This window comes from Dictyobacter kobayashii (assembly GCF_003967555.1).
GTDB lineage: Bacteria > Chloroflexota > Ktedonobacteria > Ktedonobacterales > Ktedonobacteraceae > Dictyobacter > Dictyobacter kobayashii.
In genome coordinates this window covers 960,572-975,070 of the sequence record NZ_BIFS01000002.1, presented here as the reverse complement: position 1 = coordinate 975,070, position 14,499 = coordinate 960,572, and the positions used below count along the sequence as shown (strand labels likewise).

Annotated in this window: 10 protein-coding genes and 1 riboswitch; of the genes, 6 read left to right on the top strand and 4 right to left on the bottom strand. The window is 49.3% G+C overall.

The window, feature by feature from the left end; genetic code table 11:
* The first annotated feature begins 370 nt into the window (after nt 1-370).
* Nucleotides 371-1,636, top strand: coding sequence for an MFS transporter (locus EL645_RS30960; RefSeq protein ID WP_161977836.1), 1,266 nt, complete (start codon nt 371-373; stop codon nt 1,634-1,636).
* Between the two features lie 58 nt (nt 1,637-1,694).
* On the opposite strand, the gene EL645_RS30955 is transcribed toward EL645_RS30960, so the two are convergent.
* Both EL645_RS30955 and EL645_RS30950 read right to left on the bottom strand, forming a co-directional pair.
* A complete protein-coding gene (locus tag EL645_RS30955) occupies nt 1,695-2,543 on the bottom strand; it encodes a phosphatase domain-containing protein (protein ID WP_126556149.1) in 849 nt (282 codons plus the stop codon).
* A 64-nt stretch (nt 2,544-2,607) separates the two neighbouring features.
* On the bottom strand, nt 2,608-3,663 hold the full coding sequence (locus tag EL645_RS30950; protein WP_126556146.1) for an RNA ligase: 1,056 nt from the start codon (nt 3,661-3,663) through the stop codon (nt 2,608-2,610).
* A 538-nt stretch (nt 3,664-4,201) separates the two neighbouring features.
* A riboswitch (cobalamin riboswitch) is annotated at nt 4,202-4,347 on the top strand.
* 140 nt (nt 4,348-4,487) lie between these two features.
* On the opposite strand from EL645_RS30950, the gene EL645_RS30945 reads away from it, so the two are divergent.
* Together EL645_RS30945 and EL645_RS30940 are read left to right on the top strand one after the other, a co-directional pair.
* Nucleotides 4,488-6,947 carry a ribonucleoside-diphosphate reductase subunit alpha gene (locus tag EL645_RS30945; RefSeq protein ID WP_126556143.1) on the top strand — a complete coding sequence of 820 codons (2,460 nt, stop codon included), beginning with the start codon at nt 4,488-4,490 and terminating at the stop codon, nt 6,945-6,947.
* A gap of 27 nt (nt 6,948-6,974) precedes the next feature.
* Nucleotides 6,975-8,006: a ribonucleotide-diphosphate reductase subunit beta gene (locus EL645_RS30940; RefSeq protein WP_126556140.1), complete on the top strand. Its 1,032-nt coding sequence runs from the start codon at nt 6,975-6,977 to the stop codon at nt 8,004-8,006.
* Between the two features lie 49 nt (nt 8,007-8,055).
* On the opposite strand, the gene EL645_RS30935 is transcribed toward EL645_RS30940, so the two are convergent.
* Nucleotides 8,056-9,189, bottom strand: a complete 1,134-nt coding sequence (locus EL645_RS30935) for a potassium channel family protein (RefSeq protein ID WP_126556137.1) — start codon at nt 9,187-9,189, stop codon at nt 8,056-8,058.
* Nucleotides 9,190-9,551: 362 nt separating this feature from the next.
* On the opposite strand from EL645_RS30935, the gene EL645_RS30930 reads away from it, so the two are divergent.
* Nucleotides 9,552-10,898 (top strand): acetyl-CoA hydrolase/transferase family protein, encoded by a 1,347-nt coding sequence (locus tag EL645_RS30930; protein WP_126556134.1) that lies wholly within the window; start codon nt 9,552-9,554, stop codon nt 10,896-10,898.
* Nucleotides 10,899-11,008: 110 nt separating this feature from the next.
* Here the strand turns inward: EL645_RS30930 and EL645_RS30925 are convergent, their stop codons facing one another.
* The gene (locus EL645_RS30925) at nt 11,009-11,563 is read right to left on the bottom strand and encodes a Dps family protein (protein WP_126556131.1); all 555 of its coding nucleotides are present in this window, start codon (nt 11,561-11,563) and stop codon (nt 11,009-11,011) included.
* A 333-nt stretch (nt 11,564-11,896) separates the two neighbouring features.
* Here EL645_RS30925 and EL645_RS30920 point away from each other — a divergent pair, with 333 nt between their 5' ends.
* Entirely contained in the window at nt 11,897-12,616 is a 720-nt protein-coding gene (locus EL645_RS30920) for a response regulator transcription factor (protein WP_126556128.1), read from the top strand.
* Nucleotides 12,617-12,628: 12 nt separating this feature from the next.
* Entirely contained in the window at nt 12,629-14,329 is a 1,701-nt protein-coding gene (locus EL645_RS30915) for a sensor histidine kinase (RefSeq protein WP_126556125.1), read from the top strand.
* The last annotated feature ends 170 nt before the right edge of the window (nt 14,330-14,499 follow it).

The following is a 14,499-nucleotide window of genomic DNA, read 5'->3' as shown; positions in this document are numbered from 1 at the left end:
AGGCGCCACCCTAAAACCTATCCAGTGTGAAGGGGAGGCGGCCGCAGTCGCCTCCCCTTCACACCACAAACCCCAGGTGAGCGCCGCAGGCGCTCGCTTCAAACCAAAAACTCATATACCCCACCGAAAAAAGAAAAAAACACATCGGTTACCATCGATGGTAGAGAACCGTCTATGCAAATGAACAACATAATAAATTTATGTATAAATTCTTAGTCTATTTTATTTTGTCTATGAAGTGGAATTGGAAGATAGCCCTGAGGATATACAAAAACTAAGGAGCAACGAACGCTCCTTTTACTATGCTGAAATGCTTGTACTTATCCCTTCTCTCCATCTCCTACTTGTTCGCAATAACAAAAAGAGAGATATGAAAAATACGTCCCCAACTACCGGGCATCCGCCATTTACGCGCGACCGTTTTACATGGCTCGCCTACGCCCTGCTGGGCAGCTTTGCGTACTTGCAAGCCTCGCCCGGGCCACTGGCCCCATTTTTTCACACCGAGATGCATCTTAACTATACCATTGATAGCCTGCATATGAGCGGCATCGCCCTGGGCATGATTGTCGCAGGCTTACTGGGAGATCGCATCGCTGGCCGCTGGGGCCGCCGACTGATGTTCTGGGGTGGCGCCTTTGGGATGCTGATCGGTGCCTTACTGGCCTTGTTTAGCCATCATCCTGTAGTTAGTGTCTTCAGTATGTTTGTGATTGGCCTGCTGGGCACTTTCTTGATGGTAACGATCCAGTCTACCCTATCAGATCATCATGGAGAGCATCGGGCGACCGCGATTACCGAGGCGAATGTGGCCGGCAGCCTGGGTGCTGGTCTGGCCCCTATCTGCCTGGGTGGTATGGTCTTAATTGGCGCTGGCTGGCGTAGCATGCTATTTGTGCCAATGGTCATGGTCTTGCTGCTGGCCCTCTTCTTTTTCAAAGTTCCTGTACCTGAAGCGCCAATATATGAGCGTAAGCAAGAGGCTCGTGGACATATCAAGGCGCCCATTGCATTCTGGCTTTATTGGCTCTCTATGGTAATGGGTGTGGCCGCTGAGTGGAGCGTCTCGTTCTGGGGCTCTGGCTATTTAATCAATGTGGTCGGTATTGAGCGTACCAGCGCGGCGACATTGATGAGCCTGTTTTTCCTGGCCTCTGTAATTGGTCGCTTGATTGGTAGTCGGCTGACGCAGATCATGGCGGTAGAAAAATTGCTCCTGCCAGTGCTGGTGGTGGCGACGCTTGGCTTCATCCTCTTCTGGCTGGGTCCATCGCTGCCTTTACATGTGGTTGGCCTGTTTATCGCTGGCCTGGGTATCTGTAATCTCTTTCCATTTACCTTCTCAGCATCGGCCAATCGTATCCCTCGCCATGCCGACCTGGCCAGTTCCCGTGCTGCCTTTGGAGGAGGATTGGCCATGTTCTTTTCTCCGCTGGTTCTGGGACGGTTAGGTGACATGATGGGACTGTGGCGTGCGTATAGCGTCATTCTGATCCTGTTTGTGCTGGTGGGTGTCTTTGTTGTGCTGGCTGGTCGTGCCACTAAGCGCATGAACTCCCTGGCTACTCGACAAGAAGAATTTATTGAGGCGGATGTGCCCACTGATACAGCAGATGTTGTTATTGATCGTATCTAAACAACTGCGAAGCGTAGTGGCAGGGTATTTTACCCTGCCACTTGAAAAATTGCACGCGCTAAAAATCTCCATCCGCGACTTGCAGGCATATCAAACCAAGTGAGCGCCATAAATTAACAATCGAGTTCCTATCATCCAGGCAAAACTGAATAGCGTATTTGCCCAGGATGTGTTCTCTATAGATGTCCTCTTTGGTAAGAGAATCTTTCCGATTGTCTTCGTCTTGCCTCATCCACAGCGAGGTATAGGGAATATCATGCTGCGTCAGCCAGTTCACGGTCTGTGGACGATGGCACTCTTTTCTGCCAGATACCAGCAATACATGTACAGTCTGGCTATAGAAGCGTACGATATTCGCGATATGCTCATTGAGCAGATCTTGCTCGCAGTCCGCCGCGTTATATGGATTTCGGCCATTTAGTACAGCCAGGGTCCCATCTAGATCGCAGATGATGGCTTTGGGTAGCGCTGGATCATCTTCGATAACCGGCGGCGCTGGCTGCAGAAAATCACGATACATTTTACGGATCACCTGTTCTCCAACGTAGTTGGCGCGGTGGCGATCGCGCTCGATACAGGTTTCCAATGGCACATCAGTGAAATCCTTGACCTCTAACTGAGCCTTCATTTTCTGGGCAAACTCTCTCCACATATTTTTGGCGGTCTCTGAGAGATTGCAGTCGTCGATAATGACGGTGTACCCATTAGAGAGATATAACTCCGCCAGGGCTAATTCTGACTGCCTGATAAGTTTCTCTCGTGCCTTGCTCCATTTCCCATTGTCGATCATCGTGCGCAAATCATCGCGATTAATACGCTTATAGCGATCTGGATGCTGCTCTATCTGTGTTTTAGCCCAGTGACTTTTACCGCTTCCAGGTAAGCCTGTACAGATAATTACTTTCATTGCCAATGTTTATCTCTTCTATATATACTATGAAAAATCATTTCATATACTCATTCGCACTACATTATTCTTCGTCAACCTTAAATGGTCGTGAGGCGGATGGATACAGTATTTTCCAGATTGCATCCTGATAATTTTTGTTGTCGAGCATCGAGAAAATCACAGCGCGATATTGTTTCGTTGAAATTATCGCCGCCTGCTCTTTGCGTGTTGGTAGGTCTCTGACCTGATTGAGATCCTCTCTGCATTGTTGCTCGATAGCCCGGAATTGAGCATGGAAGTTGTCGCTGGTCTGTTTGACCCAGGCATAAAATTCATCGGGCACCCGATCTAAGAGTGGCTCTATCGATTCATTGTTTTTTAGGAGCTCCCAGATTATGCGTGCGTTGATGTGCGTCATCAGCCTGTGCAGGCGCATATATTCGGAAAATTTCACCTTTAAGCGTAAGCCGCTCTCAAAGCGAATCACGAAACCTTCTTTGTTGTCTTCCTCTAGCTGCTTGAGTGTTGCGATATCATCAATGCCGTCATAATAGGTTACAATTGGAAAAGGCCAGCTATTTACGCATTGCGCATGGTGGATATCTTTTTCTTCGCCCGATAGCGTGTGAATTACAGCCAGTAAGACGATATCCTCGGTCGCGCCATAATTAACCACGATCCGATTCTCGGGGTAAATTACCTCAAAGAGATAGGTATAAGCAGGCGAAAACTCAAAATTGCCATAGCGCTTTTCTATGATCTCGTTCGCCTTGATGGCCTGCTCGCTTGTAAAGCTTCCACGCGTAGCAACGATTCTGTCGCCTTTATATGTGCATACAATGAGCAAGCTACCATCCATCTTCTCCGTAGCCTTAAAGGGCTCTAACGGCAGTGGACCCTGGTGCTGTTCCATATTCATAAATTTACGGAATGGCCGTGCGATGATGTTCCCATCGGGCTCAGTAATCAGGCCGCGTGCCTGCATGGTCACCTCATCCCATGCCTGTTCGTACTGGCATTTGGGCGTGTAATTCCAGATGATCAAATCATGTTTGGGGTGCGGACGAGCAGTAATTAATCCTTGAGCCTGTCTTTCCTGGAAAGCTGTTAAATCGATAGTTATTGATGTTTTTGCCACTTTGCTAACTCCTTTAGCATGAAGGGTATTTGTCTTCCGTGGATGTGTTCAGAGCCTAGTTTCTGTTGTTGAGGTTTATAGAGGCTAGATCATATGGTGGGACATAGTAAAGAACCCCTCGTTTCCTTCTGGGAGAAGGTATAGAGGCGTTTTATACTGGAGCTATTTGTTGTGAGGTGGGTGAGATCCATCTCTAAATTCTTTCCTTTGCTGTTCTGCTTGCGGAACAAGCTTACCTGAGATAAGCACTTCTGTCAATAGGCTTTGTGAGCCAGGCAGGGCTTTTTACTGTGCGTCCAGAGTGCGCAGGGAGATTACGAGCCAGCGATACGATGGACTTTCTTTCTAGTGTAGAGTGTGCCTGGTGGGCGGACGCAGCCGCCCACCAGGCACACTCTACACTCCCAACCCGGCGCCGCAGGCACCAAAGAGGAACATGAAAAAGCCCTGTGCAATCCCAGTCAATGCTTGACGTATTGAATCAACATATGGTATTGTAGCACTTGTAAGTACTACATGTTGTGCATTATCACAATAAAATAGAGAAAAACTCATAGGGCTAGACTATCGTGGTGTAGCTAAAAATGGGGGAAGTCCGGTGTAAATCCGGCGCTGTCGCGCAACGGTAAGGCGGAATTATTTGTTTCGTCAAGCCCGAATGCCCACCTATGGTGTTATGGATTGATCCCTTCGCGTGAAAGGGGAAGACCGGCAGGGGCCTGTGTCTGCTTTGCTTGTATATTCATCAGACATATTTGCCTCCTTGACTGTCAGCCTGTTCTCGCTGGGGAACAGGTTTTTTGTTGTCTGGGGAGGTATACTTTATGACTTCGCTTCAATTTTCTAAGTCAACTACTGCATCGAATCTGCCGTTGACGGATCTAGATGTGCCCGCCCTTATTGCTGAGGCGTGCCGTGACCTTGCTGCTGACGTGGATGAGGAGCAACTTTTAAGCAGCATACAGGCTAATATCTATGCCGGGGTTTCTCGGGATGAGCTATGGCAGGCGCTGCTTATGTCTGCTCGCGCCTATATTGAGTCAGAACCTGCCTATACGTTTGTGGCGGCCCGTTTCCTCTTGCTCTCTCTCTACAATGCCGTGGGAGTTTCTGGTGGACCACAACTGGGATTGCAGGATGCGCCTGCCCTCTACTCTGGCTATTTTGCGACCTATCTGCAGCGCGGTATCGAGCTTAAGATGCTTGATCCGCGCCTGGCTGAATTTGATCTGACTAGCCTGGTTGCGGCAATCAAGCCCGAGCGTGATCTGCTCTTTGCTTATCCTGGCTTGCAAACTCTCTATGACCGCTATCTGTTACAGCACGGAGGATGCCATTTTGAGTTACCCCAGCTGCTCTGGATGCGGGTTGCTATGGGGCTGGCCCTTAATGAGCAAGACAAGGAACTGCGCGCCATTGAATTTTATGAGCTGATCTCACAATTTTACTTTACCCCTGCCACTCCTACCCTGTTCAACGCAGGTACCTGTCATCCTCAACTGTCATCCTGCTATCTAACCACTGTGCAGGACGATCTGTGGCATATTTTCAAGAGTATTCAGGATAATGCTTTGCTTTCGAAATGGGCTGGTGGACTCGGTAATGATTGGACTAATGTGCGGGCGTCCGGTTCTCATATCAACGGGACGAATGGCACTAGCCAGGGCATTATTCCTTTCCTCAAAGTGGTCAATGATACCGCGGTGGCCGTCAATCAAGGAGGCAAGCGCAAGGGGGCGGTTTGTGCTTACCTGGAGAACTGGCACCTGGATATTGAGGATTTCCTGGATCTACGTCGTAATACTGGCGATGAACGGCGGCGTACCCATGATATGAATACGGCCTGCTGGATCTCTGATGAGTTTATGCGCCGCGTGCAGCAAGGTGAGCAGTGGACGCTCTTTAGTCCTGATGAAGTGCCTGATCTACATGATCTCTATGGGGAGGCCTTTACCCGACGTTATTGTGAGTATGAGCAACTGGCAGCTAATGGACGGCTTAGGCAGTTTCGACGTGTGCCAGCCCTCGAGCTCTGGCGCAAAATGTTGACCAGGCTGTTTGAGACTGGCCATCCCTGGCTGACCTGGAAGGATGCCGCTAATGTGCGTTCTACCCAGGATCACGCGGGCGTCATTCATAGTAGCAATCTTTGTACCGAAATTTTGCTCAATACTTCAAAAGATCAGACGGCTGTCTGTAATCTTGGTTCGTTGAATCTGGCGGCCCATCTTTCCAATGGGCAGTTGGATCTGCCACGTTTGCAAGCTACCATCGGTACCGCGGTGCGTATGCTGGATAATGTGATTGATATCAATTATTATCCCACGCCAGAGGCGCGCCAGGCTAATTCACGCCATCGTCCGATCGGCCTGGGTTTGATGGGTTTTCAGGATGCCCTCTTTCATCTCGGTCTCAGTTATGCCAGTCAGACGGCGGTCGATTTTGCTGACCAGAGTATGGAGGCCATCTCCTACTATGCCCTCTTAGCTTCTACCGAACTGGCGGCTGAGCGTGGTTGCTATGCCAGCTATCAGGGCTCCAAGTGGCAGCGCGGCCTGCTACCGTTTGATAGTATCGCTCTATTGGAGCGGGAGCGTGGGATGGCGCTTGAGGTGGATCGGACGGTGCGCCTGGATTGGCAGGTTGTGCGTGACGCTATCCAGCAGCATGGTATGCGCAATAGCAATGTCCTGGCTATTGCTCCGACTGCAACCATTTCAACTATTGTCGGTGTGAGCCAATCTATCGAGCCAGAGTATAAAAACCTCTACGTCAAAAGCAATCTCTCCGGTGAATTCACTACCATAAATACTTTTCTGGTCAATGATCTCAAGGCAGCTGGCCTTTGGAGTGCTGAAATGCTTGAAATGTTGAAGTATTATGATGGCTCGCTGCGAGACATTTCGCAGCTGCCCACAGAGCTCAGGCAGCGCTACCAGACCGCTTTTGAGGTTGATGCAACCTGGTTGATCGAGTGCGCCAGCCGTCGTCAAAAATGGATCGATATGGGGCAGTCTCTGAATCTCTACCTGGTCGAACCAAGTGGCAATAAGCTACATGATATTTATATGCTGGCCTGGCGTAAAGGTTTAAAGACCACCTACTATTTGCGTACTGCTGCCGCTACGCAGATTGAAAAATCCACTATCGATGTTAACCGCTGGGGTATTCAGCCGCGCTGGATGAAGCATAGTAGCCCCTCCAGTACTATCCAGGTTACACGCGCATCTATAGCCAAACCGCTTGCTTGCTCACTCGATGATCAGTGTGAGGTTTGCCAATAATTTTATACCTGGAAATGGGAGTAGAAAATGAGTTTATTGTTTGAAAATGGGCCATCGGTAAAGCAGAAGCAGTTGTTGAATGGCCAGCAGGTGACCGTTAATCAATTGATGCCCCTCAAGTATCATTGGGCCTGGGAGCATTATCTAAATGGTTGTGCTAATCATTGGATGCCCAATGAAATTTCTATGAATAAAGACATTGAAACCTGGCGCAGCCATGCGCTTACCGAGGCTGAGCGTCTGGTGATTATGCGCAATCTGGGCTTTTTTGCCACCGCTGAAAGTCTGGTTGGCAATAACCTGGTGCTCGGTATTTTTAAGCATATTACCAATGCCGAGTGCCGCCAGTATCTGCTACGCCAGGCTTTTGAAGAGGCCGTCCATTCGCATGCTTTTCTCTATATTGTGGAGAGTCTGGGTCTTGATGAGCATGAAGTTTTTACTATGTATCATACGATTCCAACGATTGCCCGTAAAGATGCTTTTGAAATGAAGTTGACCTCTGCTTTATTGGACCCACACTTTTCAACGCAAACGTCGGAGGGCGCTCAGACCTTCTTGCAAAACTTAATTGGTTATTATGTGATCATGGAAGGGATCTTCTTTTATAGTGGCTTTGCCATGATTTTGTCCTTCCATCGGCGCAATAAAATGACCGGTATCGGTGAGCAATTCCAGTATATCTTGCGCGATGAGACGATCCACCTTAACTTCGGTATCGATTTAATCAATGGCATTAAAGCTGAAAAGCCTGCGCTCTGGACGCATGATTTTCAACAACATATGCTTGCCTTGATTCAAGAAGCTGTAGAGTTAGAGATTGCCTATGCGCAAGATTGTTTGCCACAGGGTGTTCTAGGATTGCAGGCCAGCGCATTCAGGCAGTATGTACAGCATGTGGCCGATCGGCGTCTAGAACGTATTGGTCTGCCCGTCCAGTATCATTCTCCCCACCCTTTTCCCTGGATGAGCGAGACGATTGATTTGAGCAAGGAAAAAAATTTCTTTGAGACTCGGGTTACCGAGTATCAGGCAGCCTCTACACTACGCTGGGATTAGCTTCTAGTAGGAACGATTGTGGGTTCTCTAGTTTGGAGAACCCACTTTTTTATTCGCGGCGCATTGCGCGGTCAATAGTATAGGGGGTTGAAGGTAGGAAGTGATCCCAGGCGCTGGTCTGCCAGTCGTCGATCCGTTCTCCCTGGGGTACCCAATCGGGGAGTGGCATAAGCAGGTGTTCTGAAAGTGAAACCAGGAATGGTTCATAGGTGCTGCGAATTTCTGCCAGCCGACGTTCAGCTGTTTCTTCGCGGCTGAAAACTAATCCGGCCTCGGCTAGCTGATCGCGCAGTTTGACGAAATCTTCTGATGATAATCTTTTGGCATTGCCGGTTGGCGGTGTGCCATAGGTCTGTGCCAGGTCGACTGCCGCGTGGCGGGCGATGGCAAAGGCAAATTTCATGGGTTTGATGGGTAGGTTTTCAATCCCGACCAGGGCTAATGCACTGACATCCAATACTGTGGTGAGGGCTCCCAGCCAGGATTGGCGTTCGTGCTGTGACCGATAATAAGTCAGGACGGGATAAGAGATATGGCTTTCGAGTAGCTCGGCGCACCATTTTTCCCATTCGCGCATGAATTGTAGTAGTTCATCTGGATAATTGCTGTGCGCGTGCCGTTTGAGCAATTCCAGGGCTCCTGGAGGTGAGCCTGCCCGGGCATCTAGCAGGGTGATATTGGTTTCACGGCGCGAAAAGGCCTGGTAGATTACGGGTACATACCCAATGATTAATGCCAGGAATGCCAGGCCAAAACCAGCCTCCAGCGCTACCAGTGCGCGCGCCAGGCCGGAAAGGGGAATGACATCGCCCAGGCCAAGGGTGACAAAGGTGGTGCCGCTCATATATACATAGGTGCCAAATGATATTTTTGTCGCTGGTGAATGGAGCGGCGAGTTTAATCCCCATTGGATCAAGGCAAAGCCTAACACAAATGCCGAGGCCCATACCGCCAGGAGCAGAAGTAGTGAAAGAGGTCCATAATAACTTAAATATTGCCCACGTCGATTGCCGGGACGCATCTTACGTGCCACGCCCGCCCACAATATCCAGGTCGTGCGATAGAAAATCTGTGCCAGGCGAAATTTTCGCGCCACGCGCCTTGGTAGGATGACTGTTTCGAAGCCGTCTTGCGCAATCAGTATGATGAGCAGTATGCCAATAATGACCGCGATGATCCGCATATTTTATCCTTGTCTCTGCTGTTGCTGAGCTGTGTGCTGATATTTTTACATCTGTATTGTATTCATCTCGGTGCTGTGTTGTCTACCTGGAAAGTCAGGGCTTTTTTATGTTCGTCCAGAGATCACGAGCAAGCCATACGATGGACCTTCTTTCAGGGAGGGAGGAGAGTGTGGTGGGCGGCCACAGCCGCCCACCACACTCTCCTCCCTCCCAACCCGGCGCCGCAGGCGCCAAAGAGGAACATGAAAAAGCCTTGATGGAAAGTGAGAGCGTTTTGTGATGTTCAGGCGGGGTTTTTGGCAGCAATAGATCGTCTTTTATACTGAAGATAAATGTAATTTCTATAATTCAGAGGTATTATATGACTACTTGGTGTGATGCCGCTACTGCTGTACGGGCTGTCTCCTCCGGTGACCGTGTGTTTATCCATGGCGCATGTATGACGCCGACCCCACTTATTAATGCCCTGGTGGCGCGTGGTTTGGAGCTGCAGGATGTTGAATTGACCCATTTGCATACCTATGGACCTGCTCCTTACACCGATGAAAAGTGGCGCGGCCATTTTTCGACGCGCGCACTCTTCGTGGGAGAAAATCTGCGCCAGGCGGCCAATAATGGTCGCGCTAGCTATACACCTGTCTTTCTTTCGGATATCCCGGCTCTCTTTGAGCCAACCGGTTCTCTACCAATAGATGTTGCGTTTGTCCAGGTTTCCCCACCCGATATGCACGGTTATTGCTCGCTAGGGGCTTCGGTGGATGTCGCACGGGCCGCCGTGGATTTTGCTCGGCAGGTGGTCGCGCTGGTGAATCCCCAGGTGCCGCGTACCCATGGCAACAGTTTTGTACATATCTCTAAGATCAATTATGCGGTTAAATGTGATGAACCGCTTTATGAGGTCGCTCGTCGTCAGCCGGATGAGATACAGATGCAGGTTGGACGCTATGTGGCCAGTTTAATTGAGGATGGGGCTACGCTGCAATTGGGGATCGGGGCTATCCCTGACGCGGTTCTGCAGGCCTTAAGCGATCGGCGCGCTCTAGGTGTACATACTGAGATGTTCTCTGATGGCATTCTGGATCTGGTGGAGCAGGGTGTGATTACGGGTGAAAATAAGATTATGGATCGTGGGAAGATTGTGGCTAGCTTTGTGGTTGGATCGCGCCGACTGCTTGATTTTATTGCTGATAATCCTACTGTTGAAATGCGACCTTCAGATTATACAAATAGTACAGCTAATATTCGCCAATTTGAGCATATGGTGACCATAAACAGCGCGATTCAAGTTGATTTAACGGGTCAGGTCTGTGCCGAGTCGATTGGGACGCGTTTTTATAGTGGAGTGGGTGGGCAGATGGATTTTATGCGCGGGGCTGCGCTGTCGAGGCGTGGTCGCCCCATTATTGCTTTGCCCGCTACAGCTCGCGTACCACGTGGGGATGAGTTGACTGCCGCTGTGCTGGACACCCTTCCTGGCTTGCTGAAACCTGTTAATAATGTGGCTTCACGTATCGTCCCTATTTTGACGCCAGGCGCTGCCGTTACGACATCCCGAGCCCATGTTCACTATGTCGCAACCGAGTATGGGGTCGCCGTTCTACATGGCCGTGATCTCGCCGAGCGAGCGCGGAGCCTGATCGCTATCGCGGCCCCGCAATTCCGTGAAGAATTGGAGCGAGCTGCTTACAATCTACATCTCTTAGCCTAGAAAATATTCGTGTCATGCTCGCGATGCAATCATCCCCGACTCTTAATCAGGAGCCGGGGATGATGCTGTTCCTCATAAAGACAAGATTTGATTTACTGCTCTTCAAGCGTTTAGCCAGCGTTGTCTTTTCCTTGTACGATCTCAAACAAAAACCACTTGCGGCGCTCGGCTTGATCTAGTAAATCCTCCAGCGCGTTGGAGGTACCGTTGTCATGATTGCGGTCTGCAATTGTAATGGCTGCGCGCAACATCTGGGCGCAATGTGCATTGTCATTCATCAAACGTTTGGCCATCTCTCCCGCTGGCACAAATTCGTCGTTGTCATCTTGTATAGTTTGCAGCTGGCTAACTTGTCCGATACTACGGATTGTGGTGCCGCCGATGCGCCTGACGCGCTCCGCCATGACGTCGATAGATTCCAGTATATCCTCGGCCTGTTTATCAAACAAAAGGTGGTAATCGCGGAAATGTGAGCCGGACAGGTGCCAGTGGAAATTCTTTGTCTTTGTGTAAAGAGCAAATGCGTCAGCGATAAGTGGGTTGACAACATTGCTTACGGCCTGTACTTCATCTTGTGTTAAGTCAGTTACAGTGGCTAATTGGGGCGCAACCGTTTTCTGATGGGTTGTTGTATGTTTGGTTGCTGGTTTCTCTTTGGTTGTCATAAATTTTCCCTTCTTCGACGCCATGAAACAGTTCCATCGCTCAGGATTTCCCCTGTTGCGTATGCTCTGTTTTGTATGACACTGTTATTGTCTGTATCACATTATTGATGTGTTTTGCTCTATCTTAACGATTGTTACCGGTCTTCTATTCATGAACACGGCATTGGAATGAGAAGGGTGACAATTTTTAACCTGCTAGCGCTAGATTGTCGCAAATTTGTCGCAATATCTAAATTAATTGATCATGGAGTCTACCAGGTGTTTAACCATTTCCGTTTTGCGGTTATAATTGTGTTAATTACAGCTGATGATAGATAGAGAAGAGATGGATAGATGACAACCATATTGTTAGTTGAAGATGAAGCGGCCCTGGCCCAGGTTGTTTTGCGTGAGCTCACCTCATCTGGCTATTCAACGCTGCATGCCAGTGATGGCCTTGCTGCGGTTAAGCTTCATGGCGATTCTCATGTGGATCTGGTGATTCTGGATTGGATGTTGCCAGGGTTGAATGGCCTGGATGTGTTGAGGCAGATCAGGCAGACATCTTCTACTCCTGTGTTGATGTTGACGGCACGCAGTGAGGAGGCGGATCGTGTGGTTGGTCTGGAGGTCGGAGCGGATGATTATCTTACCAAGCCGTTTAGCGTGCGTGAACTGATTGCACGTGTGCGTGCGCTCTTACGCCGCAATGAGTTGATCTTGCAGACATTGAATGCTGATCGTAGCGATGCAGGCGCCATGCTGGTGCGCGGCCCATTGCAGCTTAATCCACAGACGCATGTGGCGACCCTGAATGGGGTGATGCTGGATTTAAGTCCTACCGAGTTCACTTTGCTACAATTGCTGCTGCGTAGTCCCGGCCGCGCTTTTAGCCGTGCATATCTTATCGAGACGGTCTGGAGCGAGACTTATGTTGGTGGTGATCGCTCGGTGGATAATGTGGTGCTGCGTTTGCGTAAAAAGTTAGGTAAACTTGGTGACTCTATTGAGACAGTTTGGGGCGTTGGTTATCGTTTGAGGCAAGAGTCGTCAACAGGCCTGGCACGCTCTTAAGAGGGGTATAGAATGGATAGACAGTTTCCTATGATGGGTGATCTGGTACTGCGTTGGAATATCTTTTTGCGTGCGCGTTGGACGCGTGCCCTGATCGAAGTACTGGTTATTCAAGGCTTTATTGCGCTGGTATTGCCATCGGCTTTTGCTATCTCTGCCACTCAGAATGCCTCTCTTAATGACTATACAACCCAATTTTGTGCTGTCTATAGTTTGTTCTCGCTACTCTGGCTGGCTTGCCGCTGGCGCCTGCGTCCACCCCAGCGCACCATCTGGCAACAATTACTGATAGAGATTGAAGTGGCAGGCGTTTTATTATTCGAATTATCGTGCAGCGCTCTTTTCTTTCTCTGGCTATTTCACCAGGCTAATCCAATTACTTTGATGGGTGCCAATATGACAGATGTAGTGCCTCTTGTTGTCTGTTCTATCCTTGCCTGCATCGGTTTTTTCGCGTTACGCATGGTGTTGCATGTGTTGGTATTCTGGGAGCGCTTGCGACAGAAGCGGCTGCGTTGGGCGGTGACGCATTCTCATTTGATGGTTGTGGTTATTGGGGCGGGTGTTATTAGTGCAGTAATTGTGTTCCTGCTCTTGATTCTAGATGCCCGTACACTTTTTACAGATACCAGGCCTCTTTATTTGATTATCTCTTTCCTCTTTGTTATGTTCATGTGTACAATCTTTACTGTAGCCTGTGTGTTGCCACCCTCTATTTTGTCCTCTTATATCTTTACTCGTCGCATCACCCGGCGTATCGAACATCTTGCTCTAGCAACCAGCATGCTGCGCAGTGGCGATTATAGTATTCGTGTTAATATTGAGGGGGAAGATGAGATTGCTCATCTACAGGCTGATTTTAATGCGATGGCCTCTGCCCTTGAAAGTACCATGCGTGCGCTGAAAGAGGAGCGCGATAATGTTCAGACCCTCCTCAATGCTCGTCGTGAGCTGATTGCCAGTGTCTCTCATGAACTGCGTACTCCTGTAGCGACCGTGCGTAGCTACCTGGAATCCAGCCTGGCTAACTGGCAGCAAGATCAGCCTCCCGTAACTTTGAAGCAAGATATGCAGATCATTGAGCAGCAGACTATACGCCTGCAATCCTTGATCAATGATTTGTTTATGCTGGCTCGTGCTGAGGTTGGTCGTTTGGAGACTCGTTGTGAGCCGACTAACATTGAGTTACTGGTTACTCGTGTTGTAGAGACTATCGCTCCTGTGGCCTGGCGTGGTAGCCGAGTTGAGGTTATGGCAGAGATCGCTTCTATCCAGCCTGAATTGCCATTGGCGCTGGTGGATCATAATCGGCTGGAACAAATTTTATATAATTTGATTCATAATGGTATCAGGCATACGGCCCCGGGAGGCATTATTGTTGTTGCGGCGGATGCCGATGAGCAGCAGGTGATTTTGCAGGTCAAAGATACCGGTGAAGGTATCGCGTCGGCTGATCTTACACGTATCTGGGATCGTTTTTATCGGGCCTCTAATGCACAAAATGGGACTGGGACTGGTCTGGGACTGGCTATTGTTAAAGAGTTTTCTGAATCTATGGGTGGTTCTGTCGCGGTTGAAAGTGTGCTTGGTCAGGGTTCCTGTTTTACGATCAAATTTCCCATCTCTTCCCCGGGTGCTCCGAGTCTTGATAGTGGCGTGCTTGAACACAACTCCATTCAAACGATCAAAACTGTCCCTCTCTCTTTGTCTTGAGGGCGGGCGCAGGCGCGCCCGCACTTTTTTTTCTTATGTGGTGCAAAAAGTGCGTACATCGCACTTTTTGCACCACATAAGAAAACTTCTTGAGCGCCTTTGGCACTCAAACTCAGGCATGAAGATCACACAGGACAGGTGCTTACTCACCTGTGGTACTCAACATTGTT